This is a genomic window from Sphingomonas sp. (genome assembly GCF_032114135.1).
In the GTDB taxonomy this organism is placed as follows: Bacteria; Pseudomonadota; Alphaproteobacteria; order Sphingomonadales; family Sphingomonadaceae; genus Sphingomonas.
Map to the genome: position 1 here is coordinate 1,296,027 of NZ_DAMCTA010000001.1, position 22,002 is coordinate 1,318,028.

Consider the following 22,002-nt stretch of genomic DNA (forward strand, 5'->3'; position numbering starts at 1 on the left):
AACGCCGGGGGCGCCCTGCCCCCGGCCTCACCCGGCCCGATAGGCGAATACCCCCGCTGGCTTGGTCACGCGGGTTTCGGCGACGTCGTAGCGGGCCAGCAAGCGCAGCCGCTCGACCGGCAGCGGCGAGCGCCACGGGTCGCCGACCAGCACCGTGGTGCCAGCCGCCACGCAGCGATCAAGGAAGGCGGTGACTCGCCTCGCCACCTCGGGCGCGTAAAACACGTCGCCGACGAGCAGCAGGTCGGCATCGGGCGCCGGCCCGCCCGTGATGTCGCCGATACTCTCCGCCAGCGTAACCTGGTTCAGCGCTGCATTGAGCGCGATGGCGGCGCGCGCATGGGAATCGATCTCGGACGTCGTGACCTCGGCCGCGCCCGCGCGCGCGGCGGCGATCCCGACCAGCCCCGAGCCTGCGCCGAGATCCAGGACCCGCCGTCCGGCAACCTGGGCCGGATGGTCCAGCACGTAGCGCGCCAACGCCAGCCCGCCGCCCCACCAATAGGCCCAATAGGGGGCAGCCTCGCCCAGCCGGCCGACGCCGCTCGCTGGCCCCGCCTTGTGCAGGCGCAGTTCGGGCACGCCGGGTACCGGCACGACCGGCAAATGCTCGCGGATGAACGCGGTAACGTCGAAATTCGGGCTCACAGCGCGCGCCCGAGCCAGGCGACCCGGCCGATCAGCTGGAAGTGCCCCGCGCGCGCCAGTCGCACCGGATAGGCCGGGTTGTCGCTCACCAGCTCGACGCCCCCCACCGCCGCGCGCAGCCGCTTGACCAGCAGCTCGCCCTCCACCCGCAGCACGAAGATGCCGCGGGCATCGATCCGGCAGCGGTCGCGGTCGACCAGGATCTCGTCGCCGTCACTCAGCGTCGGCGCCATCGAATCGCCCGTCACGCGCACCATCGATGCGGCTTCGGGACGCACGCCCAGCTGCCGCAGCAACACGGGCGGGAAGGCGAAGGGCGCCTGCACCCTCTCGTCCTCCGCCCAGCCCCCTGGCCCCGCCGACGCGCCCAGGTCGATCCGGGGTACCGTCACCAGTTCCGCCTGCGGTCTGCCGCCCAGCAGCGTTTCGTCGACCCCCAGATATTCCGCCAACCGCGCGCGATCGCGCTCGGGCAGCTCGCGCGGCGAGCCGCGCATGAGATATTGCTGCAGATAGGCCGGGTTGCGCCCGAGCACGCGCGACAACGTGGCGAGACTCACCCTCCTGGCGGCTACCAGCTTCGCAAAATTTGCCCGTTGCACATCGGCTTCCATACCCCCTTTCCTACACTTAGGATTTTTCCTAGGCAAGACTCAGATGAGAACATATCGTGATCATCCGAGTCGAAGGAGGAGGACATGGGTGTCCTTGCACGGGGAAATCGAAGCGTATCTGGAACGAACGCGGATGCCGGCGACGCGGTTCGGGCGACTGGCGGCGGGGGATCCGCGACTGGTCGGCGATTTGCGGCAGGGCCGCGTGCCGGGACCGGCATTGACGGCACGGCTGCGTGCGTTCCTCGCCGCCCCGCCGGCCTGGAAGCCCGGGCGGCGCGGCGGCGCGATGTCGGCGCGCGGCTCGAGCGCGCGCTGATCGCAGCCGCGGCGGTGGAGGACTGCGTCCTCAGGATCGTCGAGGCGAACTGGGTGCCGTGGGCGAGCGTGACGTTCAGCGGTGCCCGGCATCGCATGCTGCTGGAACTGGATGGGAGCATCGTCGCGCAGGCTTGGCTCGTAGCGCTACCGGAGCTGGAATTGCCGCTCCGCGGCCATCTCGTCGCGGATCTGCAGGCGGGATCGGTGAAGTCGGCGGACGGCGTGCTGCACGCCGCGATCGAGGCGCTGACCGTCGAGGAATGCTGACGCGGCCCTCAGGCCTGGCGAGCGAGGCTGCGCAATGCGGCGAGTGCGTCGTCCAGCCCGCGATCGGGTCGCACACGCCCGCGCGCCTGCGAAACCTGATTGCGGCGGACAACACCGCGCTCCAGCCGTTCAAGCAGCGCGTGCACCGAGGCGTCGCTATCGAGGCGGAGGGGCCGGTCGGCAGGATCCCGGCTCGCCGGTGACCGCAAGCCCGCGCTCGCTGCACGTTCGCGGCGCGGCGGCACGGGCGGCGGCAGCGGCACGGCCGGGATGGCCTTGGGATCGAAGGCGGCCAGCGGCTGCTCCAGATCGACCGGAAGGTCGCGCTCGGCGGCCCCAGCCTCCTCCTCCACCGGCACTCTGGGCAACGCCCAGGCTGGCATGTCGAGATCGTGCATCGCACGCAGTGGCGGGCGCGGCCGCGCGTCGGGATGTGCGTCGGCACGACGAATCGCAGGAGTCGGCAGCATCCCCGGATCGCGCGGTGAAACGGCAGCGAAATCACGCCGCGCAAACCATCGCGCTGCGAGTGCGCCCACGCCCGCGCCGCCGGCGCCTGCGCCAATCGTCAACAGAAGCCTGGAAAGACCGGCAAGCTGCGCCGCCGCACCCGTCATGCCGAACATCGATGCGTCCAGCCCCGTCGCCGGAACGGCGACCACGGCCAAGGCCGATACACCGCCCAGCAACAGGGCGGCAGTGGGAACGAACGGCATTCTCATGCGTATACCCGAAACGTGTGCGACCACGTGATTGTCATGCCATCTTTATGGCAAGGTTTTCATACAAACCGTCATAGACTGCAATATTTACAGACCAGTTGCGCTTGGCCTCGACGTACCTGCGGGCGCGGGTTTTTCGCGCATCCCATTGATTCCGCTCGGCAAATAAATTTTGCAGCGCCTCCGCGAGCGCGATGGGATCATCGGCTGCAAACAAGGTACCGGTAACGCCGTCCTGGATCAGTTCGCGGTGCCCTCCCACATCCGATGCCGCGACCAGTCGCTGCTGCGCCATCGCTTCCAGCGGCTTGAGCGGCGTGACCAGCTCGGTCAGCCGCATCTTTTTCCGCGGATAGACCAGTACGTCGATCAGGCTGTAATAGCGCTCGACCGTTTCGTGCGGCACGCGGCCGAGAAAATGGATGCGATTCGCAACGCTAGACGCCGCCGCCTGCGCGCGCAGAGCCGACTCGGCGGGCCCGCCGCCGACGAGCAGCAACTGAACCGTCGGCCTCCTGGCGACGAGCGCGGGCATCGCGGCGATCAGCACGTCGAGCCCCTCATAGTCGTAGAAGCTGCCGATAAAGCCGATCGTCTCGGCCCCCGCCAGGCCGAGTTCGGCAGCCAGTGCCGCGTCCCCCGGCAGGGGCTCGCCAAACAGCTCCATGTCGACGCCATTGGGCGAGACCGCGATCTTGGCAGGATCGATACCGCGCGCGACCAGGTCGCCGCGCAGTCCGTCGCAAATCACCGCCACCGCATCGGCCTGTCGCACGGCGTGCGTCTCCAGTGCCTTGGTCAGACGGTAGCGTAGGCTGCCCTCGCGCCCGGTTCCGTTGCCGACTGCGGCATCCTCCCAAAAGGCGCGGATCTCATAGAGCAGCGGCACGCCGGTCCAGCGCCGTACGCGGAGCCCGGCAAGGGCGCAGAGCACGGGCGAATGGGCGTGCAGCACGTCGGGCCGGAAGCTTTTCACGACCTGGCGAACGCGCTGCGCGAACGCATCGATCTCGCGCCACTCGCCAAGGCCCGGCAATCGCGACGAAACGGGGGGCGTCCGGAAGAAGCGCAGGCCATCGACCATTTCCGCGTCGGCGGGCGCGGGGCCGTGGCGTGGCCCCGTGACCGCCGCCACCTCCCAGCCGCGCGCCAGCTCGGCCTTGAGGATCGCGCGGGTGCGGAAGGCATAGCCGCTGTGGAGGGGCAGGCCGTGATCCAGAAGGTGGAGGACTCGCATGGCGGACTGCATGCCACGCCGCGCTTAACGGCACGTCAACTGCGGCTGCGCTAGGGAGGGGGCGGAAGGAACGGCCGCCCGATGATCGACAATCTCTCGCTTGCACTCACCCACGGGCTGATGCTGCTCGCGGCCTTCCTGCTGCTCCGCCGCCCCGACCTCGATCGCGAGGGGACCGCACCAGATACGGAGAAGCGCAGACGCTGGGGCAAGCGCGGTGCGTGACTATGTCTTCGTCCTGTTCCTGGCGGCGCTGTTCGGCACGGGGTTTCGCAAGCCGTTCCTGTTCGTGCTGGTCTATGCCTATATCGACATCGTCGCCCCCCAGCGGCTGACCTATCTGCTGCTCAATGCGCTGCCGATCTCGGCGATGGCGGCAGCGCTGGCGCTGGCCGGTTTCCTGCTGTTCGACGACAAGCGCGACGTTCGGGTGGCGCCGCGCCAGCTGCTGATCGTGGCGCTGATCGGCTATTGCTGGTTCACCACGCTGCACGCCGATTTCCCGCTGGAAGCCAAGGACAAATGGGACTGGGTGTGGAAGGCGCTGGCCTTCGCCGCGTTCCTGCCGCTCACCTTGCGCACTCGGCTGCGCATCGAGGCGCTGCTGCTGTTCATGGTGCTTTCGGCAAGCTCGATCATCATCGTAGGCGCGATCAAGACGATCATCTCCGGCGGCGGCTATGGCGAGCTGAACCTGATGGTCGCGAACAATTCGGGGCTGTACGAGGGCAGCACCATCTCCACCGTCGCGATCGCGATCCTGCCGCTGATCCTGTGGTTCACCCGCCACGGCACGCTTTTTGCGCCGGACTGGCGGGTGAAGGCCTTTGCCTATGCGCTGTGCTTCGCCTGCCTGCTGATCCCGATCGGTACCTCGACGCGCACCGGTCTGCTCTGCATCGGGCTCGTCGCCTTGCTGATGCTGCGGGATAGCCAGAGAAAACTGCTCTATCTGGGCTGCGTGTCGGCGATGGGCGTGGCCGCCCTGCCCTTCCTCCCCTCCGCGTTCACCGAGCGGATGGGCACGATCAAGACCTATCAGGGGGACGCCTCCGCCTCCACCCGCCTCGCCGTGTGGCAATGGACGATGGATTATGCCCGCAGCCACCCGCTGGGCGGCGGGTTCGAGGCCTATCGCCAGAACCAGATCCGCTACGAGAAGGTGGCGGTCGAGGACCAGGGCGGCGTCGCGGTGGTCGATCGCTCGCTGGAGGTGGACAAGGCGCGCGCCTATCACAGCGCCTATTTTGAGATGCTCGGCGAGCAGGGCTATCCCGGCCTCGCGCTGTGGCTGACGATCAACCTTGCCGGGCTGTTTCGCATGGAGGTGCTGCGCCGCCGCTATGCGCGCGCCGAAGAAGACCAGGCGTGGATCGCGCCGCTCGCCGCCGCGCTGCAGAACGGACACATCGTCTATTTGCTGGGCGCGGCATTCGTGGCGATCGCCTTCCAGCCTTTCATCTACATGCTGATCGGCGCGCAGGTCGGGCTCGACACCTATTGCGCCCGCAAGCGCGCGGCGGCGGACTGGCGGCCGCTGCGCAAGGCGCGCGCTGTCGCCGCATGAGCAAGCCCGGCGAGCTCCGCGCGCTCACCTCCGCCCGCGGGATCGCGGCCTGGTGGGTCGTGTTGTATCACGTTCGCGGCGCGCTTGCGGGCCTCCCCGCCATCGTCGAGGCGGTATTGGCCAAGGGCTATCTCGCGGTCGATTTCTTCTTCCTGCTCTCCGGCTTCGTGCTGGCGCTCAGCCATGGCGAGCGGCTGCGTGCCGGTGGCCTCGCGGCCGTGCCGGACTTCCTGCGCAGGCGCGTCGCGCGCATCTGGCCGCTCCACGCGGCGATGCTCGGCTTCGCGCTCGCGCTGGTACTGATCCTCCACGCCAGTGGCCGAGCCACGCCCGAATTCCCGTTGCGTGCGTTGCCCGCGCATCTGCTGCTGGTACAGGCTTGGGGGTTCGCCGATCCGCTCTGCTGGAACGATCCCGCCTGGTCGATCTCGTGCGAGGTCGCGGCCTATCTGCTGTTTCCGATCTGGATAGCCGGGATTGATTGGCGACGCGCGGCGCCGCCCGTTGTTCTGGGGACGATCGTTGTGCTGTTGTCGACTCTGGCTGCAGCGTTCGCTCTCCGCGGCGCGGCTACGCTGGGGCACGACATCGCGCATCTCGGCGTTGTCCGCTGCCTGGTGGAGTTCGCGGTTGGAACGCTGCTTCATAGCCTATGGCAGCGCCGACCCTCACCTCGCGCCGGGGTCGTAAGCTTTGGCTGGGCCACCCTGTTCGCAACGGCGTGGGGGATGGGACTGGTCGAGACGATCGCCGTGCCGGCGATGCTCGCCGGCTTGTTGCTGGGGCTCGCCTGCACCGCAGGCATCCGCGGCAACCCGCTCGAAAGACCGCTGCTACACCGCCTCGGCGAGATCAGCTACGCGACGTACCTCAGCCATTTCCTGCTTTGGTTCGCGTTCAAGCTCGCCCTTGTCCGCACCGCGACGATCGGCTGGCCGATGGCAGCGATGTACCTCACGCTGGTGTTCGCCGCGTCGGTGGCGCTCCACCGATGGGTGGAGCGCCCCGCGCAGCGCTGGATCAACACGCCCGGGTTCAGGCCGTGGCGGTCACATCTTCTAACGCGGCGATCACCGCGCGGTTAAACGCGGGGATGTCGTCTGGCTTGCGGCTGGTGATCAGGTTGCCGTCGGTCACTACTTCCTCGTCGACCACATCAGCGCCGGCGTTGGCGAGATCAGTGCGGATCGACGGCCAGCTGGTCAGCCGGCGGCCAGCAACCACATCTGCCTCGGCCAGCAGCCACGGCGCATGGCAGATCGCCGCCACCGGTCGCTGCGAATCCATGAAGCTGCGGACAATCGCGACCGCCTTCTCGTTCATCCGCAGCTTGTCGGGATTGCCGACGCCGCCCGGCAGCACCAGCGCATCGAACTGATCGATCTCGATCTGGTCCAGCGTCGTGTCCGGCGTGATGCTCTTGCCCTTCTCGCCGCCGCTTTCGCCGGTGATCGGATCGGTCTTGATCGAGGCGAGCGTCACCTGCGCGCCAGCGTCGAGCAGCGCCTGACGCGGTCCGAACAGCTCCGATTCCTCGAAGCCGTCGGTAGCGAGCATCAGCACGCGCGCGTTCTGCAGATTGGCCATGGGGGCATCCTTTCCCGTTTCGAAAGATGCCGGGCCAACCCGGAGCCCCCGCCCCTTGTTCCGGAACGAATTGTTGCTGCGGCGCATTTGCCTAGGCTCTGCCCCAAGGAACCGCGATGGACAGCGCCGACATCGTCTATGTCGAAGACCAGGCCCCCGGCATCACCCGCCGCAAGATGCGCCACGGCTGGGGCTATTTCGATGCGGACGGCACCCGCATCACCGACCGTGACGAAATCGACCGCCTGAACGCGATCGGCCTGCCGCCCGCTTATGAGAATGCCTGGTTCTGCCCCGACCCCAACGGCCATATCCAGGCGACCGGCTATGACGTGAAGGGCCGCAAACAGTATCGCTATCACAATGGCTTTCGCGAAGCGCAGGAGGCAGCGAAGTACGATCGCTGCGGGATGTTCGGCGAGCGCCTGCCCCGCCTGCGCCGCAAGGTGGAAGCAGACCTGCGGCTGCGCGGGCTTTGCAAGGACAAGGCCGTCGCCGCTGTCGTCCGCCTGCTGGACTTGGGCTCGATCCGCGTGGGCAACGAGACCTATGCGCAGGCGAACAAGAGCTTCGGCGCCACGACGCTGCGCAAGCGCCACGTCAAGGTTGCCGGCGGCACCCTAAAGCTCCAGTTCCGCGCCAAGTCCGGCAAGCTGCGGGTGATGACGGTGACGGACCGATCGCTCAGCCGCTTCGTCAAGCGTTGCCAGGATCTTCCGGGGCAGAACCTGTTTCGCTGGATCGACGATGCCGGCGAGGCGCACCCGGTCACCTCCAGCGACGTCAACGCCTATATCCGCGAGGCTATGGACGCACCGTTCAGCGCCAAGCATTTCCGCACTTGGGGGGCGAGCGTGATCGCCTATCGCACACTCGCGCAGGCGCCCGAGCCGATCGGCCTCAAGACGCTGCTCGAGCCGGTGACCGAGGCGCTGGGCAACACCCCCGCCATCGCCCGCAAATCCTATGTCCATCCGCGGCTGATCGATCTGGCGCGCGACAAGCCGAACCAGGCGCTGTTCCGCGCCGGGTTGCGCCTGCCCCGCACGACGCAGTACCTCGACCGCTACGAACGCGGCCTGATCGTCTTTCTGGAGACCGATCCGGCCGAACAGCCCGCCAAGGCAGCCTGACGAGAGAAGATGCTGATCACCACCCGCGCAAAACCGACCCATTTCGAAAGTCAGCTCAAGGCATTCATCGGCGACACGCCCGACTGGATTGCCGACCATTGGTTGAGCATCCTCGTGGCGACCGGCATCGCCGCCGCCATCGTGCTGTTCCTCCACACGCTGCGAACCTGGGGGATGCGGCTGTGCAGGAACAGCGACGGCGCCGGGACCAACTGGTACACGATCTTCGGCCGCACGATCTCGCGCACCAACAACTTCTTCATCGTGATGACGGCGATCCGTCTGGTGGTGAACGTCGCCGAGACACCGCCGCTGCTCGACAAAACGATCACCTTCATGTTCACCATCGCGGTGACCTTCCAGGTAGCGATCTGGATCCGAGAGGTGATCTTCGGGCTGATCGAACATCGCACCCGCGGCGACAGCCCGAGCGAGAGCCTGGCGAGCGCCGTCGGCATCATCCGGCTGCTGATCTCGATTGCGCTGTTCGCGATCGCGCTGGTGATGGTGCTGGGCAATGTCGGGGTGAACGTCACCGGCCTGATCGCCGGTCTGGGCGTCGGCGGCATCGCCATCGGTCTCGCCGCGCAGGGCATTTTCGGCGACCTGATCGCCGCACTGTCGATCCTGTTCACCCGCCCCTTCCGCGTCGGCGACAACATCAAGTTCGATCAGACCAGCGGCACTGTAGCCGAAATCGGGCTCAAGTCGACGCGCGTGCGCTCGTTCGACGGCGAGATGCACATCATCTCCAACCGCCAGCTGCTCGACAAGGAACTGCAGAACCTCTCCGATCGGACGCGTATCCGGCTGCCGTTCAAGATCGGCGTGGCGTATGAGACGCCGCCAGAGAAGCTCGAGCGGCTGCCGGAGATGTTCAAGGAGATCGTCGAGGCGAACGGCGCCACGGCGGTGCGCAACGGCTTTGTCGGCTTCGGCGCCAGCTCGATCGATTACGAATTGATCGCCGAGGTGGCGACCGGCAGCTGGGATGTTGGCCATCCGACGCGGGACCGCATCCTGGTGGCAATCGTCCGCAAGCTGTCGGAAGAGGGGATTTCTATCCCCTACCCGACGCAAACGACGTTCACCGCGGCCCCCGACGGCAAGATCATCATGCCCTATCCGGACGTCACGCCGGTGATGCGCGTGGACAAGGAAGAAGGCGAGCGCTGAGCTCTCCCCGCCCCCGCCCATCATTCCCGCGAAGGCGGGAATCCATTTGCCAGGACGCTGGGGGCTGAAACCGCGGGTTCAGCGCCAATGGATCCCCGCCGTCGCGGGGATGACAATGGGTGTGGGGGAGGCCGTACGCCCCTCAATCGTATTTTGTCACCAGCCAGCTCCACACGCCCCAGGCGAGCAGCGCCCACACCCCCAACACGATCGCGATTCCGCCCCGGCTCACCGGCCGGCGACTAGCCTCCTCCGCCGCCGCGCGGTGCTCGGCAAACTGTTCGGCCGGGATCAGCCGTTCGAACAGCCACACGCCCAGCGGGATCAGAAGGGCGTCGTCCACCAGCCCGAGCACGGGGATGAAATCGGGAATCAGGTCAATCGGCGAGAGCGCATAGGCGGCCACCAAAATGCCAACGATCCGCGCAGCCAGGGGCGTACGCGGATCGCGGATGGCGAGCCATACGGCATGCGCCTCAGTGCGGACGCGGTGCGCGAGAGAAGGACCCATGGCCCTGAATCGCCCAGCCGCGTGCGCCGGTCAATCGCGCTTGCGCGCGGTGGTGGTCAATGCGGCTTAGCGCTCCGCCGTGGTCTCGACCTTGGCGTGGCTGCCGGTCTCGTCCGACTTGATCTTGCCGCCGAACAGCATCTTCACCTTGCCGGTGAGCGACATGTCGGTTTCCCACAGCTCGGCATCGTCGATGTCGACGCGGAGCAGCGCAAGGTTCGGGTCCTGCTTGCCGCCTGGAAACCAGGATTCAACCTGGCTGTTCCACAGTTTGTCGATCATCGCGAAGTCGTTGTCGACGCGCGCGGTGCCGGAGAGGCAGGCAAAGAAATCATGTCCCTTGGACACGAACTGGAGCATCGCCGGGCCGCCCTTGGCCATGCGATTGTCCTTGCCGATAAAGAAGAAGATCGTGTCGACCTGGTCCTCATCGAGCTGCGCGGTCAGCGGTTCGCTGTGCTGGCCGTCCTGCAGGCCCGCCATCATGAAGGGGCTGTCCGCCAGCTTGGACCAGAAATGCTTCTTCAGTTCGACCGTATCGGCCATGATCGTCTCCCGGAGTTTGGATACCTGCCCGTAACGTGCAGGTCCGCTCAGGCGTTCCGGATCGCCGCGGCGGCGCCGATCAGTTCGATATCGGCGCGGTTGACCAGCGCCACCGGCGTTTCGGCAAGCTGGCGGCGGAATGCGGTGCGCGCTTCCATGCGCCGGCGGAAGCCAGGCTGCTTCAGCTGCGGCTCGAGCGCGCGCGCGATAGCACCGGTGAGGAACACCCCGTCCCAGGCATCGAAGGTCAGCGCCAGATCGCCGACGAACGCGCCGAGATGCTCGACGAACATCCGCACCACGGCGCCGGCAATCGGATCGCGCCCCGCATTGCGCGTCACATCCTCTGGTGCCGGCAGCCGCTTGCCGCCCGACAGCGCCTCATAGGCGAGCAGCAGCCCGTTGGCGCTGAGCAGGGTTTCCACCTCGACCACCCCGCCCCGCGCTCTGCAGAAGGCGGCGAAGCGCTCCTCGTCGCCGTTCTGCGGCGCAAAGCCGATATGCCCCGCCTCGCTCTGCACCGGCACGTGACGGCCATCGGCGCTGACCAGCGCGGCGACGCCGAGCCCGGTCCCGACGCCGATCACCGCATAATTGCCGCCGGGGGCGATCGGCTTGAGCGTGGCGCCGGGAAGCGCAGTAAGCGTTGTCGGCGGAAGTCGAGTGAGAGCCAGCGCATTGGCGGCGCATTCGTTGAGCGCGATCGGCTTCGCACGCAGCACCGCCTCCACGCCGGCCAGCGAAATATACCAGCGGCTACCGGTCAGATTGATCAGGTCGCCGCGCACGGCGCCCGCGACCGCGAGCACGCTCGGCAGCCGTGCGTCACGCAGGCCCACCCCGGCAAGATACGCCACCAAGGCGCTGGTGAAGGTTTGATGGTCACTGTTCGAAAAACGCTTGATCTCGCGCGGCTCGACATCGTCGCCTGCGCCGGTCAGGCCGAAGCGGACCGATTGCCGGCCGATATCGGCCACCAGTGCCACCCCGTCTTCCATCGAGCCTTCTCTCCCCCTCCCGGCTTCTTTTCGAAACTTGACAGGGGATATCGCCAACAATGGTTACGGGAGCAATAAATAAGCGACGATTAGTGCAGGTGCGCCCCGAATTTCAGGCAGCGCGCGGATCCGTACCGAAACGATTTGCGCCTGTTTCAGGAGACCAGTAGAGCGCGATCACCAAAATGACGAGCGCGACATGGCCGGCGGTGGGCAGCATCGGCACGCCGGGATTCAGTCCGATCGCAACCTGGGTGCGATCCAGGTCCCCCGCAACCCCGATCGCGGCGAGCAGCAGGCCGGGGATCGCCGGCAGCCCGACATCGTGCAGCCGCCGCACGATCAGCCCAATCAGCGGCACGAACAGCAGCAATGCCAGCGCCTCCTCCACCGCTACCCGACGCCAGAAGACGGCGAGGTTGAGTGGCGTCGGCGGATGGAAAAAGTGGAAGCCGAGAAACAGCAGCAGCTCGCCGATCGCGATCAGGATCAGCGCGCTGGTCAGTTCACTGCGCGTCGAGCGGCCTTGGAACACGAAACTCTGTCCGATGGCGCGGAGGCCGTTCCGCAGCGACACCCCGTCGCGATAGCTGGCTGCTGTCATGGCCCGGAGGGTGCAGCGCACCGCACCCTCCGGTCAAGTGGTTACAGCGTCTCGAAAAGCCCCGCTGCGCCCATGCCGCCACCGATGCACATGGTGACGACGACATATTTGGCACCGCGCCGCTTGCCTTCGATCAGCGCATGACCGGTCATGCGGGCACCCGACATGCCGTACGGGTGGCCGATCGAGATCGCGCCGCCGTTGACGTTGAGCAGCTCATTGGGGATGCCCAGCTTGTCGCGGCAGTAGAGCACCTGCACCGCGAATGCCTCGTTGAGCTCCCACAGGCCGATATCGTCCATCTTCAGGTTGAAGCGCTCGAGCAGCTTGGGGATGGCATAGACCGGACCGATGCCCATCTCATCGGGCTTGGTGCCGGCCACCGCCATGCCGACATAGCGGCCAAGCGGGGTGAGCCCGCGCTGCTCGGCGAGCCTCTCCTCCATCAGCACCGCGGCCGAGGAACCGTCCGACAGCTGGCTGGCATTGCCCGCAGTGACGGTGCCGTTGGGCACTACCGGCTGCAGCGACTGCAAGCCTTCCAGCGTGGTCTCGGGGCGATTGCCCTCATCCTTGGCGAGCGTGATTTCCTTCTGCGAGACTTCCTTGGTCTCCTTGTTGACGACGTTCATCGTCGCGGTGACCGAGACGATCTCGTCGTCGAACTTGCCGGCCGCCTGCGCCGCCGCGGTGCGCTGCTGCGACTGAAGCGCATATTCGTCGCAGGCATCGCGGCCGATGCCGTAGCGCGCGGCGACCACTTCGGCCGTCTGCAACATCGGCAGATAGGTGTCCTTGTGCAGGCCGATCAGCTCGCGATCGGGCTCGACGCGCATCTGCGGGGTCTGAACGAGGCTGATCGATTCGACGCCGCCGCCCAGCGTGATGTCCATATGGTCTACGACGATCTGCTTGGCCGCCGTCGCGATCGCCATCAGGCCCGAGGCGCACTGGCGGTCGATCGACATGCCCGCCACTTCGACCGGCAGGCCGGCGCGGAGCAGCGCGAGGCGAGCGATGTTGGGCGCCTGGCTGCCCTGCTGGAGCGCGGCGCCAAAGACGACGTCGTCGACCTGGCCCGGCTCGATGCCGGCGCGCTCAACCGCGGCGCGGATCGCGTGCGCGCCCAGCGTCGGCGCCGGCGTGGCGTTGAACGCGCCGCGATAGGCGCGGCCGATGCCCGTGCGGGCGGTGGAAACGATGACTGCGGAGCGCATAGGGTTCCTCTCTTCTCAATTCTAAAACCCCTCCCCTTCAGGGGAGGGGTTTGGGGTGGGGACTATTCTGTCAGTGGCGGGCTGGCGGACCGGTCATCCCCCACCCCCAACCCCTCCCCTGAAGGGGAGGGGCTACGTTGCGTTACGTGTACACCAGCGCGACCCACTCGGCGATTACCGCCGGCTTCTCCTCGCCTTCGATCTCGAGCACATAGTCCTGCACCTGTTCCCAGATGCCGGGCTTGCGCTCAACGAACTTCCTGAGCGTGAACCGCCCGCGCACCCGCTTGCCCGCGCGTACCGGGGTGAGGAACCGCACCTTGTTCCCCCCATAGTTCACCCCCATCCGCGCGCCCTGGATCGCCGGGGCATCGGTGCGGGCGGCGAGCATCGGCATCAGCGACAGCGAAAGGAAACCATGCGCGATCGTACCGCCGAACGGCGTCTCCGCGGCACGCACCGGATCGACATGGATGAACTGGTGGTCGCCGGTCGCTTCCGCGAACTGGTCGATCATCGCCTGGGTGACCTCCACCCAGTGCGAGACATGCTCGGCGCCGATCCGTTCGGCCATCGCGTGCGGGGTGACGGTAGCCGCCAAGACTATCCTCTCGCGTAATTATCTTTCATAGGCTCGCCATATCTAGTGGGGCCACCGGCCTCCCTGCAAGCTTTAGCCGACCGGAAACTGGAAAATGCCGACTGCCGTACCGTCACACCACCGCGAATCGATGGCCAAACTGCACCGTGCGGCCGAACCCGATGTTCTAAAACCGCTTCTGGACCGCGCGCGACTCACGCCCGATTCGCGCGAGCGGGTGATGGATCATGCGCTGGCGCTGCTGGCGGACCTGCGCGCCGCGCAGACCCGCGGCTGGGTGAACCAGTTCCTCCAGGAATATCGGCTGAACTCGTCCGAGGGCGTCGCGCTGCTCAGCCTGGCCGAGGCGTTCCTGCGCGTGCCCGATCCCGAGACAGCCGACCTGCTGATCGCCGACAAGATCGGCGATGCCGACTGGAAGGCGCATTCGGGCAAGTCCAACTCGGTGCTGGTCAATTCGGCGACCTGGGGCCTGATGCTCGGCCGCGCGCTGGTTGGCGACGAGAAGACGGGCGCGCTCCGCCGCCTGATCTCGCGCGCCGGTGAACCCTTCGTTCGCCAGGCGGTGGGCGCCGCGATGAAGCGGATGGGCGAGGTCTTCGTGATGGGCCGCACCATCGACGAGGCGATGAAGCGGATGAAGAAGCCCGAGAACAAGGGCTTCACGGCGAGCTTCGACATGCTGGGCGAGGCCGCGCGCACCAAGGCCGACGCCGAGCGCTATTTCCAGGCCTATTTCGAGGCGATCCGCGCGGTGGGCCGCGATCCGAAGGCGGGGCATTCGATCTCGGTGAAACTCTCGGCGCTCCACCCGCGCTACGAAGTCGCGCAGTATGATCGCTGCGTGCCCGAGCTGACCGACACGCTGGCGCAGCTCGCCTCGGAATCGGCGGCGCAGGGCATCCCGCTCACCGTCGACGCCGAGGAGAGCGAGCGGCTCGACATGAGCCTCGACATCATCGGGTCGGTCGCGCGCCGTCCCGAACTCAAGGGCTGGAACGGCTTCGGCATGGCGGTGCAGGCCTATGGCAAGCGCGCCCGTGCGGTGATCGGCTGGGCCGATGATCTCGGCCGCCCGATGCACGTCCGCTTGGTCAAGGGCGCCTATTGGGACAGCGAGATCAAGCGCACCCAGGTGGAAGGCCTGTCCGACTATCCCCTGTTCACCCGCAAGGCGGCGACCGACGTCTCCTACCTCGCCTGCGCGCGCGACATGCTGGCGGCGCGGAACATCGTGCCGGCATTCGCCAGCCACAATGCGCTGACCGTCGCCACGATCCTCGACTGGGCCGGCGACAGCCGCGACTTCGAATTCCAGCGGCTGCACGGCATGGGCGAAGGGCTGTACGAGCGACTGGTCAACGAGCAGGGCTATCACTGCCGCATCTACGCGCCGGTCGGCGGCCACCGCGACCTGCTGGCCTATCTGGTCCGCCGCCTGCTCGAGAATGGCGCGAACTCGAGCTTCGTCCACCAGCTCGCCGACGAGCAGCTGAGCGAAGCCGAACTGCTCGCCGATCCGGTGGAGAAGATCGCGGCCGTGGGTGGCACGCGGCACCCGAGCATCCCGCTGCCCGTCGAGCTGTTCGGCGCGTGGAAGAATTCGGGCGGCATCGATCTCGCCGAACGCTTTATCTTGGCGGAAACGGCAATCGCAATTGCTTCCAAGCCGCTCCCCCCTGCCGAGACAAGCGCACCCACCGATGTGCGCGCCGCCATCGACCGCGCCACGGCCGCCTTCCCCGGCTGGGCAGCCACCCCGCTCGTCACCCGCGCCGCGATCCTCGATCGCCTTGCGGACCTGCTCGAGGAGAACCGCATCGAGCTGATGGCGCTCGCCGTGAAGGAAGCCTTCAAGACCCTCCCCGACGCGCTGGGCGAGGTCCGCGAGGCGGCCGATTTCTGCCGCTATTATGCGCTCCAGGCCCGCACCGGCCTCGCGCCCATCACCCTCCCCGGGCCGACGGGCGAGCGCAACGAACTGCGCATGGAAGGCCGCGGCGTCTGGGCGACGATCGCGCCGTGGAACTTCCCGCTGGCGATCTTCCTCGGCCAGACTGCCGCCGCGCTCGTCGCCGGCAATGCCGTGGTTGCCAAGCCCGCGCCGCAGACGCCCGAGATCGCCCGCGCCGCGGTGCGCCTCGCGCACCAAGCCGGCGTGCCCGAGGATGCACTGGTGCTGGTGACCGGCGGCCCGGAAGTGGGCGCGGCGCTCACCTCGGACCCGCGCATCGCCGGCGTGGCCTTCACCGGCTCGACGCCCACCGCCAAGAAGATCGCCACATCGCTGCTCGAAGGCGACGACCGCCCGCTGGTGCCGCTGATCGCCGAAACCGGCGGCATCAACGCGATGATCGTCGACTCGACCGCGCTGCCCGAGCAGGTCGTCGCCGACGTGCTCACCTCGGCCTTCCGCTCGGCCGGTCAGCGCTGCTCGGCACTGCGCCTGCTCCTGCTGCAGGAGGAAATCGCCGAAGGCGTGATCGAGATGCTGCGCGGCGCGATGGAGCTGCTGATCCTCGGCGACCCCGCCGATCCGCGCACCGATATCGGCCCGGTGATCGACCAGGCGGCCTATGACAAGCTGATGGCCTATCGCGACAGCGCCAAGGCCCAGTGGATCAAGACCGTGCCGGTCCCCGCCACCGGGCTGTTCGTGCCGCCGACGATGATCCGCATCGATCGCCCCGAGGACCTGACCCGCGAATGGTTCGGCCCGATCCTCCATGTCGCCACCTGGAAGGCGGGCCAGCTCGCCGAAACGGTGGCGCGGGTCAACGCCAAGGGCTTCGGGCTGACCATGGGCCTGCACAGCCGCATCGCCCGCTCAGCCGAGCTGGTCGAGGCGGAAGCGCGCGTCGGCAATCTCTACATCAACCGCTCGATGATCGGTGCGGTGGTGGGGTCACAGCCCTTTGGCGGCGAGGGGCTGTCGGGCACCGGCCCCAAGGCGGGTGGGCCGCACTATCTGCACCGTTTCTGCGCCGAGCGGGCGGTGTCGGTGGATACTACCAGTGCCGGCGGCAATGCGACGCTGCTGAGCCTGGATGAAGGGGGGATTTGAGCCGCTACGCTATCCTCCCCCTTGACGGGGGGAGGATAGCGTAGCTTGGCGCTCCAGCGCCTAGCGAAGCTTGGAGAGGTTGAGCGGTTGCGCAGCAACCGCGCGATTTGCGGAACGCAAATCGCGCCCTCTCCCTCTCCCCTTGCGGCGGCGGGCCCCTCCCTCCCCCGCAAGGGGGGAGGGATGAAAGATCTCACCCGCTATGCGTTGCCATCCACTGCTCGACGACCGGCGCGATGCGGTTGCGCCACTTCGAGCCGTTGAAGATGCCGTAATGGCCGACGCCTTCGGCCATATGATATTGCTTGTGCGATTCCGGCAGGTTGGTCGCGATCGTCAGCGCCGCCTTGGTCTGGCCGATGCCCGAGATATCGTCGCGCTCCCCTTCAATCGCGAGGATGCCGATGTCCTTAATCGCGCCCGGATCGACCTTGCGGCCGCGATGCAGCATCTCGCCCTTGGGCAGCGCGTGCGTCTGGAACACCACTTCGATCGTCTGCAGATAGAATTCGGCGGTCATGTCGCAGACCGAGCGATATTCCTCGTAGAACTTCATCGTCGCATCGGCGCTGTCGTCGTCGCCTTGGACGAGATGCTTGAACATCTCCCAGTGCGAAATGAGGTGGTTGCCGAGGTTCATCGTCATGAAGCCGGCAAGCTGCAGGAAGCCAGGATAGACGCGGCGACCGGAGCCCGAATAGGTGCGCGGCACGGTGGCGATGACGTTCTGTTCGAACCAGCTGTAGGGCCGCTCGGTCGCCAGCGTGTTGACCGCGGTAGGCGCCTCGCGCGTATCGATCGGGCCGCCCATCATGGTGAGCGTCGCGGGGCGGTTGGGATGGTTGTCTGCGCTCATCACCGCCGCGGCGGCATAGCAGGGCACCGACGGCTGGCATACCGCCAGCATGTGCGGGCGCGCATCGCCTTCGGCGCCGATGTGGGCGAGGAACTCGATCACGTAATCGACATAGTCGTCGAGGTCGAATTTGCCCTCGCTGGTCGGCACCAGCTTCGCGTCGCGCCAGTCGGTGATGTAGACATCGGCCACCGGGAGCATCCGCTGCACCGTACCACGTAGCAGCGTGGCATAATGGCCCGACATCGGCGCGACGATCAGCAGCTTGGGGCCGCCTTCCACGCCCTCGCGCACGAAGCGCTTGAGCTGTCCGAACGGCTTGCGCAGCACGATCTCCTCGCGCACCGCCACCTGCCGACCATCGATTTCGGTGAAATCGAGCGCAAAGGCCGGCTTGCCGCGCGGCGCGGACGCGTGCGCGAACACCTCCAGCGCGGAGGCCATCACCGGTCCGCCGCCGAAATAGGCGAACGGATTGGCCGGATTGTTGAGCAGCCCGGCACCAAAATTGGCCAGAGCACTCGCACCGGCGAGCATCGATCGTTGGAATTCGTAGGCGTCGTACAGCATAAAATTCCTTCCCCGTGCCCCGATCCCTGCAGCGGGGGTTGTCTTACCACTCATATAGACGGGGGCGTTGTGCGCCGCAACGTCGTACCTATGCGGAACAGAGACCACCGGAGGTAGTTCCCCTGCCCCGCGAACCGCGCTACGCGCTTTGGCATGGCCGACACGACCCCGCCGCCGGCGCCGCGCCGCAAGCTCAGCAGCCTGCTCGTCATCTGGCAGTTCACCCGCCGCTATCCGCTGCAGATCGCCATTGCCCTGGTGTCGCTGCTCACATCGTCCGCGGCGACATTGTGGATCCCGCGCACCTTCAAGCAGATCGTCGACAATGGCTTTTCGGCAGGCGCCGATACCAGCCGGATCGGGATCTATTTCCAGGGCCTGCTCGCGGTAATCCTGGTGCTGTCGCTTGCGACGGCAGTGCGGTTCTTCTTCATCTCCTGGGTGGCGGAGCGAACCGTCGCCGATCTGCGCGTCGCGGTGCACCGCAACCTGCTGCGCCTGCCGCCAAAATGGTTCGAGGAGAACCGGCCCTCGGAGATCGCCTCGCGGCTCACCTCTGATACCGCGCTGGTCGAGCAGGTGGTCGGCTCCACCGTTTCGATCGCCCTGCGCAACCTGCTGACCGGCATCGGCGGGGTGATCTATCTGTTCGTGCTGTCACCCAAGATCGCCGCCTATCTGATCGTCGGCATGCCACTCACCGTGCTGCCGATCGTGTGGCTTGGCGGGCGCGTGCGGCAATATTCGCGCGCCAGCCAGGACCGCGTTGCCGATATCGGCGCGATTGCTTCGGAGACGCTGGGCGCGATGCGCATCGTCCAGGCCTTCGGGCAGGAGCGGCGCGAGGGCCAGCGCTTCCAGGAGGCGGTGGTGCGCAGCTTCGCGGCCGCGCAGAAGCGCTTCGCCCTGCGCGCCGTGATGACCGCGCTGGTGATCGGGCTGCTGTTCACCGCGATCACCCTGATCATGTGGGATGCGGTATCGGGTGTCGCCGCCGGGCAGATCAGCGGCGGCGCGATCACCGCCTTCGTCATCACCGCGGGCCTCGTCACCGGCTCGTTCGGCGCGCTGACCGAGGTGTATGGGGATCTCCTGCGCGCCTCGGGTGCGGCCAGCCGGCTTGCCGAACTGCTCCAGCAGGAACCGGATATCGCGCCGCCCGCCAACCCGGTGGCACTGCCCATTCCTGCCGAAGGCGCGATCGCGTTCGACGCGGTGACCTTCCGCTACCCTACCCGTCCCGAAGTCTCGGCGCTGCAGGATTTCTCGCTGTTCGTCGCGCCCGGTGAAACGGTGGCGGTGGTCGGTCCCTCGGGCGCGGGCAAGTCGACCTTGTTCCAGCTGCTCCAGCGCTTCTACGACCCCGAAAACGGCGAGATCCGCGTCGACGGCGTCGCCATTCCCAAGGCAGACCCCGCCGACGTCCGCGCCCGCATCGCGATGGTCCCGCAGGAAACGGTGATCTTCGCCGCAAGCGCGCGCGACAATCTCCGCTACGGCGCATGGGAAGCAAGCGACGAGTCGATCTGGGCAGCGGCCGAAGCCGCCAACGCCGCCGAGTTCCTGCGCAGCCTGCCGGATGGGCTCGACACGTTCCTCGGCGAAGGCGGCGCGCGCCTTTCGGGCGGGCAGCGCCAGCGGCTCGCCATCGCCAGGGCGCTGCTCCGCGACACGCCGATCCTGCTGCTGGACGAGGCAACCAGCGCGCTCGACGCCGAAAGCGAGAAGCTGGTGCAGGACGCGCTCGAGCATCTGATGCAGGGCCGCACCACGCTGGTGATCGCCCACCGCCTCGCCACGGTGCGCGCCGCCGGGCGGATCATCGTGATGGACGGCGGCCGGATCGTCGAGACCGGGACGCATGCCGAGCTGGTGGCGCAAGGGGGCCTCTACGCCAGGCTGGCAGCGCTGCAGTTCAACGAGGCCGCGTAATACGCAGACAAGAGCGTTTCCGCCCCCGGCACGCCGGGGGCGGAAACGGTCAAGCCGCTAGTGCCGGCCGCGAGGCGACCCAATCCGCGAAGGCGGCCACTTCCAGCGGTCGCGCGAACCAATATCCCTGCGCTTCCTCGCAGCCCATGCCGGCGAGGATCGTGGCGGCGTCCGCCGTCTCCACGCCTTCGGCCACCACCCGGCGGCCGAGCTTGTGGATCAAGCTGACCATCGTCTCGACCAGCACGTAATCGGCACCCCAGGCGGCGCTGAGGCCGCGAACGAAGGCCTGGTCGATTTTCACCACATGAGCGGGCACCTGCTGAAGATAGGCAAGGCTGCTGTGCCCGGTGCCGAAATCGTCGATCGCCAGCGCGATCCCCGCCTCGGCAAGCTCGCGCAGCATCGCCAGTGCCTTCTCAGGCTGCGCCATCATCGCGCTTTCGGTGAGTTCGATCTCCAGCTGCGCCGGGCGCAGCTGCCGCGCCATCAACCCCAGCTGGATGCGCTGGATCAGGTCCGGCTCCATCAGATTGGCGGCCGAGATGTTGACCGACAGGGTCAGGTCCAGCCCTTCGGCCTGCCAGGCGGCAAGCTGGTCCAGCGCGTGATCGAGCACCCATTGCGTCGTGGGCCTGGCCAGTGCCGTCTGTTCGATGATCGGGATGAATTCCGCCGGCGATATCTCGCCAAGCTCGGGATGGCGCCACCGCAGCAGCGTCTCCGCCCCCAGGCAGCGTCCCGTGGCAAGGTCGACGCGCGGCTGATAGACGAGGCGCAGCTGATCGCCCGCTTCGAGCGCGGCGCCGAAATCCTGCAGCAGATCATAGTGCCGCCGCATCTCGCTGTCGCGCGCGGCGGAGAAAACCGCGATCGCGCCGTCATTGCGGCGTGCGTCCTGCGCGGCACTGGCGGCCCCGCGCAGCACGTCTTCCGGCGGCACCTCGCCCAGCCGGAAAGGCCGGACCCCGATTGCGACACTGGTCACGAACCGGACGCTGGACGTGGCGCGGATCGCCTCGAAGCCGCGTTCGAGCAGGACGAGATAGGCCGCCAGATCCACGTCCGGCGGCGAGACGAACGCGAATTGCGTGGTGCCGACATGATACGCCGTGCGCTCCGCGCCCAGAGCGTTCTGAATCGCATGCGACGCCTCGCGTACCAGCTCGTCGAGTCGCACGGCGCCCATCGCGCCGACAATCTTGGCGATCTGGTCGTCGCGGGCGAGATCGGCGACCACCGCGACGCGGGCCTGACCGGGGCAATCGAGCGCGAGATCGGCAAGATCCTCGCGGAACTGCGCGCGTGTCGGCAGGCCGCTGATCGGGTCGATCCGCCCGAAGGAATGCTGGAGTTCGATCTGCTCCATCACCATTGCGGCCAGGTCGTTCAGCGCCGCCAGTTCCTCGGGCGTGGCGATGCGGGGCTCGGTGCCGATCACGCACAGCGCGCCAAGCCCATAGCCGTCCTTGGTCACCAGCGGCGCACCAGCATAGAAGCGCGTGCCATGTTCGGCGAGCAGGCTGTCAGCATAGCAGGGGTGGGTCGCGAAATCCTCGATCACCACCAGGCTGCGCGCTTCGGCAACCTCTGCACAGGGCGCCTTGTGCCGCGGGATGCTGTCATGCTCGACGCCGACACGCGACTTGAACCATTGCCGATCCTGGTCGGTGAGCGACACTGCCGCGATCGGCAGGCCGAAAATCTGTGCCGCCATCCGCGTGATGCGGTCGAAATGCTCGCTTGGGGGCGTGTCGAGCAACTTCAATTGATGCAACGCGTCGAGTCGCGCGGCTTCCCGGTAATCCTGCACAATCGTTCCCTTCGCCGC

At 67.2% G+C, this 22,002-nt stretch carries 22 protein-coding genes; 9 read left to right on the forward strand and 13 right to left on the reverse strand.

The genetic code is table 11. The annotated features are described in order from the left end of the window. Positions 1 to 27: 27 nt before the first annotated feature. Positions 28 to 648, reverse strand: coding sequence for a class I SAM-dependent methyltransferase (locus tag RT655_RS05940; protein ID WP_313535525.1), 621 nt, complete (start codon positions 646 to 648; stop codon positions 28 to 30). Beyond that, positions 645 to 1,208: a S24 family peptidase gene (locus RT655_RS05945; RefSeq protein ID WP_313535527.1), complete on the reverse strand. Its 564-nt coding sequence runs from the start codon at positions 1,206 to 1,208 to the stop codon at positions 645 to 647. Before RT655_RS05945 ends, RT655_RS05940 begins: the two co-directional genes overlap by 4 nt. Positions 1,209 to 1,350: 142 nt before the next feature. Between RT655_RS05945 and RT655_RS05950 the strand changes: the two genes are divergently transcribed. Continuing rightward, positions 1,351 to 1,581 carry a hypothetical protein gene (locus tag RT655_RS05950; RefSeq protein WP_313535529.1) on the forward strand — a complete coding sequence of 77 codons (231 nt, stop codon included), beginning with the start codon at positions 1,351 to 1,353 and terminating at the stop codon, positions 1,579 to 1,581. A gap of 14 nt (positions 1,582 to 1,595) precedes the next feature. Then, a complete protein-coding gene (locus RT655_RS05955) occupies positions 1,596 to 1,850 on the forward strand; it encodes a hypothetical protein (RefSeq protein WP_313535531.1) in 255 nt (84 codons plus the stop codon). A gap of 8 nt (positions 1,851 to 1,858) precedes the next feature. Here RT655_RS05955 and RT655_RS05960 read toward each other — a convergent pair whose 3' ends face one another. Together RT655_RS05960 and RT655_RS05965 are read right to left on the reverse strand one after the other, a co-directional pair. Then, a complete protein-coding gene (locus RT655_RS05960; protein WP_313535533.1) occupies positions 1,859 to 2,566 on the reverse strand; it encodes a hypothetical protein in 708 nt (235 codons plus the stop codon). A gap of 40 nt (positions 2,567 to 2,606) precedes the next feature. Then, positions 2,607 to 3,809 (reverse strand): TIGR04063 family PEP-CTERM/XrtA system glycosyltransferase, encoded by a 1,203-nt coding sequence (locus RT655_RS05965; RefSeq protein ID WP_313535535.1) that lies wholly within the window; start codon positions 3,807 to 3,809, stop codon positions 2,607 to 2,609. An 81-nt stretch (positions 3,810 to 3,890) separates the two neighbouring features. Between RT655_RS05965 and RT655_RS05970 the strand changes: the two genes are divergently transcribed. Genes RT655_RS05970 through RT655_RS05980 form a run of 3 tightly spaced genes read left to right on the forward strand, consistent with a single transcriptional unit; the run spans position 3,891 to position 6,461 of the window. Beyond that, positions 3,891 to 4,034 carry a hypothetical protein gene (locus RT655_RS05970; RefSeq protein ID WP_313535536.1) on the forward strand — a complete coding sequence of 48 codons (144 nt, stop codon included), beginning with the start codon at positions 3,891 to 3,893 and terminating at the stop codon, positions 4,032 to 4,034. Continuing rightward, entirely contained in the window at positions 4,027 to 5,376 is a 1,350-nt protein-coding gene (locus RT655_RS05975) for a putative O-glycosylation ligase, exosortase A system-associated (protein ID WP_313535538.1), read from the forward strand. The genes RT655_RS05970 and RT655_RS05975 overlap by 8 nt, the downstream gene beginning before the upstream one ends. Further along, positions 5,373 to 6,461 (forward strand): acyltransferase, encoded by a 1,089-nt coding sequence (locus RT655_RS05980; protein WP_313535540.1) that lies wholly within the window; start codon positions 5,373 to 5,375, stop codon positions 6,459 to 6,461. The genes RT655_RS05975 and RT655_RS05980 overlap by 4 nt, the downstream gene beginning before the upstream one ends. Here RT655_RS05980 and RT655_RS05985 read toward each other — a convergent pair. Next, positions 6,412 to 6,963 (reverse strand): type 1 glutamine amidotransferase domain-containing protein, encoded by a 552-nt coding sequence (locus RT655_RS05985; protein WP_313535541.1) that lies wholly within the window; start codon positions 6,961 to 6,963, stop codon positions 6,412 to 6,414. The genes RT655_RS05980 and RT655_RS05985 overlap by 50 nt on opposite strands. A 116-nt stretch (positions 6,964 to 7,079) precedes the next feature. Here RT655_RS05985 and RT655_RS05990 point away from each other — a divergent pair, with 116 nt between their 5' ends. Both RT655_RS05990 and RT655_RS05995 read left to right on the forward strand, forming a co-directional pair. Continuing rightward, on the forward strand, positions 7,080 to 8,096 hold the full coding sequence (locus RT655_RS05990) for a DNA topoisomerase IB (protein ID WP_313535543.1): 1,017 nt from the start codon (positions 7,080 to 7,082) through the stop codon (positions 8,094 to 8,096). A gap of 9 nt (positions 8,097 to 8,105) precedes the next feature. Continuing rightward, positions 8,106 to 9,272, forward strand: coding sequence for a mechanosensitive ion channel family protein (locus RT655_RS05995; RefSeq protein ID WP_313535544.1), 1,167 nt, complete (start codon positions 8,106 to 8,108; stop codon positions 9,270 to 9,272). A gap of 142 nt (positions 9,273 to 9,414) precedes the next feature. On the opposite strand, the gene RT655_RS06000 is transcribed toward RT655_RS05995, so the two are convergent. The 6 genes from RT655_RS06000 to RT655_RS06025 all read right to left on the reverse strand — a co-directional run bounded on the left by RT655_RS06000 (position 9,415) and on the right by RT655_RS06025 (position 13,749). Continuing rightward, positions 9,415 to 9,783 carry a YkvA family protein gene (locus RT655_RS06000; RefSeq protein WP_313535545.1) on the reverse strand — a complete coding sequence of 123 codons (369 nt, stop codon included), beginning with the start codon at positions 9,781 to 9,783 and terminating at the stop codon, positions 9,415 to 9,417. Between the two features lie 66 nt (positions 9,784 to 9,849). After that, complete coding sequence (locus tag RT655_RS06005; protein WP_313535546.1) at positions 9,850 to 10,329, reverse strand: pyridoxamine 5'-phosphate oxidase family protein; 480 nt, start codon at positions 10,327 to 10,329, stop codon at positions 9,850 to 9,852. Positions 10,330 to 10,376: 47 nt separating this feature from the next. After that, a complete protein-coding gene (locus RT655_RS06010; protein ID WP_313535548.1) occupies positions 10,377 to 11,327 on the reverse strand; it encodes a glucokinase in 951 nt (316 codons plus the stop codon). 112 nt (positions 11,328 to 11,439) lie between these two features. Next, positions 11,440 to 11,931, reverse strand: coding sequence for a DUF805 domain-containing protein (locus RT655_RS06015; RefSeq protein ID WP_313535549.1), 492 nt, complete (start codon positions 11,929 to 11,931; stop codon positions 11,440 to 11,442). A 41-nt stretch (positions 11,932 to 11,972) separates the two neighbouring features. Next, positions 11,973 to 13,148, reverse strand: coding sequence for an acetyl-CoA C-acyltransferase (locus tag RT655_RS06020; RefSeq protein WP_313535550.1), 1,176 nt, complete (start codon positions 13,146 to 13,148; stop codon positions 11,973 to 11,975). A 142-nt stretch (positions 13,149 to 13,290) separates the two neighbouring features. Beyond that, the gene (locus RT655_RS06025) at positions 13,291 to 13,749 is read right to left on the reverse strand and encodes a MaoC family dehydratase (protein WP_313535551.1); all 459 of its coding nucleotides are present in this window, start codon (positions 13,747 to 13,749) and stop codon (positions 13,291 to 13,293) included. 130 nt (positions 13,750 to 13,879) lie between these two features. Here RT655_RS06025 and RT655_RS06030 point away from each other — a divergent pair, with 130 nt between their 5' ends. Further along, positions 13,880 to 16,813: an L-glutamate gamma-semialdehyde dehydrogenase gene (locus RT655_RS06030; protein WP_313535552.1), complete on the forward strand. Its 2,934-nt coding sequence runs from the start codon at positions 13,880 to 13,882 to the stop codon at positions 16,811 to 16,813. A gap of 193 nt (positions 16,814 to 17,006) precedes the next feature. Here RT655_RS06030 and RT655_RS06035 read toward each other — a convergent pair whose 3' ends face one another. Next, on the reverse strand, positions 17,007 to 18,239 hold the full coding sequence (locus RT655_RS06035) for a polyhydroxyalkanoate depolymerase (RefSeq protein WP_313535553.1): 1,233 nt from the start codon (positions 18,237 to 18,239) through the stop codon (positions 17,007 to 17,009). A 153-nt stretch (positions 18,240 to 18,392) separates the two neighbouring features. Between RT655_RS06035 and RT655_RS06040 the strand changes: the two genes are divergently transcribed. Then, positions 18,393 to 20,171: an ABC transporter transmembrane domain-containing protein gene (locus RT655_RS06040; RefSeq protein WP_313535555.1), complete on the forward strand. Its 1,779-nt coding sequence runs from the start codon at positions 18,393 to 18,395 to the stop codon at positions 20,169 to 20,171. A gap of 49 nt (positions 20,172 to 20,220) precedes the next feature. Here the strand turns inward: RT655_RS06040 and RT655_RS06045 are convergent, their stop codons facing one another. Then, positions 20,221 to 21,984, reverse strand: a complete 1,764-nt coding sequence (locus tag RT655_RS06045; protein WP_313535556.1) for a GGDEF and EAL domain-containing protein — start codon at positions 21,982 to 21,984, stop codon at positions 20,221 to 20,223. Between the last annotated feature and the right edge of the window lie 18 nt (positions 21,985 to 22,002).

Excerpts from the sequence above, each read along its gene's own strand:
- RT655_RS05960 (WP_313535533.1), bottom strand. The coding sequence starts at position 2,566 with ATGCCGTTCGTTCCCACTGCCGCCCTGTTGCTGGGCGGTGTATCGGCC.
- RT655_RS05965 (WP_313535535.1), bottom strand. The coding sequence starts at position 3,809 with ATGCGAGTCCTCCACCTTCTGGATCACGGCCTGCCCCTCCACAGCGGC.
- RT655_RS05970 (WP_313535536.1), top strand. The coding sequence starts at position 3,891 with ATGATCGACAATCTCTCGCTTGCACTCACCCACGGGCTGATGCTGCTC.
- RT655_RS05980 (WP_313535540.1), top strand. The coding sequence starts at position 5,373 with ATGAGCAAGCCCGGCGAGCTCCGCGCGCTCACCTCCGCCCGCGGGATC.
- RT655_RS05985 (WP_313535541.1), bottom strand. The coding sequence starts at position 6,963 with ATGGCCAATCTGCAGAACGCGCGCGTGCTGATGCTCGCTACCGACGGC.
- RT655_RS05990 (WP_313535543.1), top strand. The coding sequence starts at position 7,080 with ATGGACAGCGCCGACATCGTCTATGTCGAAGACCAGGCCCCCGGCATC.
- RT655_RS05995 (WP_313535544.1), top strand. The coding sequence starts at position 8,106 with ATGCTGATCACCACCCGCGCAAAACCGACCCATTTCGAAAGTCAGCTC.
- RT655_RS06000 (WP_313535545.1), bottom strand. The coding sequence starts at position 9,783 with ATGGGTCCTTCTCTCGCGCACCGCGTCCGCACTGAGGCGCATGCCGTA.
- RT655_RS06005 (WP_313535546.1), bottom strand. The coding sequence starts at position 10,329 with ATGGCCGATACGGTCGAACTGAAGAAGCATTTCTGGTCCAAGCTGGCG.
- RT655_RS06010 (WP_313535548.1), bottom strand. The coding sequence starts at position 11,327 with ATGGAAGACGGGGTGGCACTGGTGGCCGATATCGGCCGGCAATCGGTC.
- RT655_RS06015 (WP_313535549.1), bottom strand. The coding sequence starts at position 11,931 with ATGACAGCAGCCAGCTATCGCGACGGGGTGTCGCTGCGGAACGGCCTC.
- RT655_RS06020 (WP_313535550.1), bottom strand. The coding sequence starts at position 13,148 with ATGCGCTCCGCAGTCATCGTTTCCACCGCCCGCACGGGCATCGGCCGC.
- RT655_RS06030 (WP_313535552.1), top strand. The coding sequence starts at position 13,880 with ATGGCCAAACTGCACCGTGCGGCCGAACCCGATGTTCTAAAACCGCTT.
- RT655_RS06035 (WP_313535553.1), bottom strand. The coding sequence starts at position 18,239 with ATGCTGTACGACGCCTACGAATTCCAACGATCGATGCTCGCCGGTGCG.
- RT655_RS06040 (WP_313535555.1), top strand. The coding sequence starts at position 18,393 with ATGGCCGACACGACCCCGCCGCCGGCGCCGCGCCGCAAGCTCAGCAGC.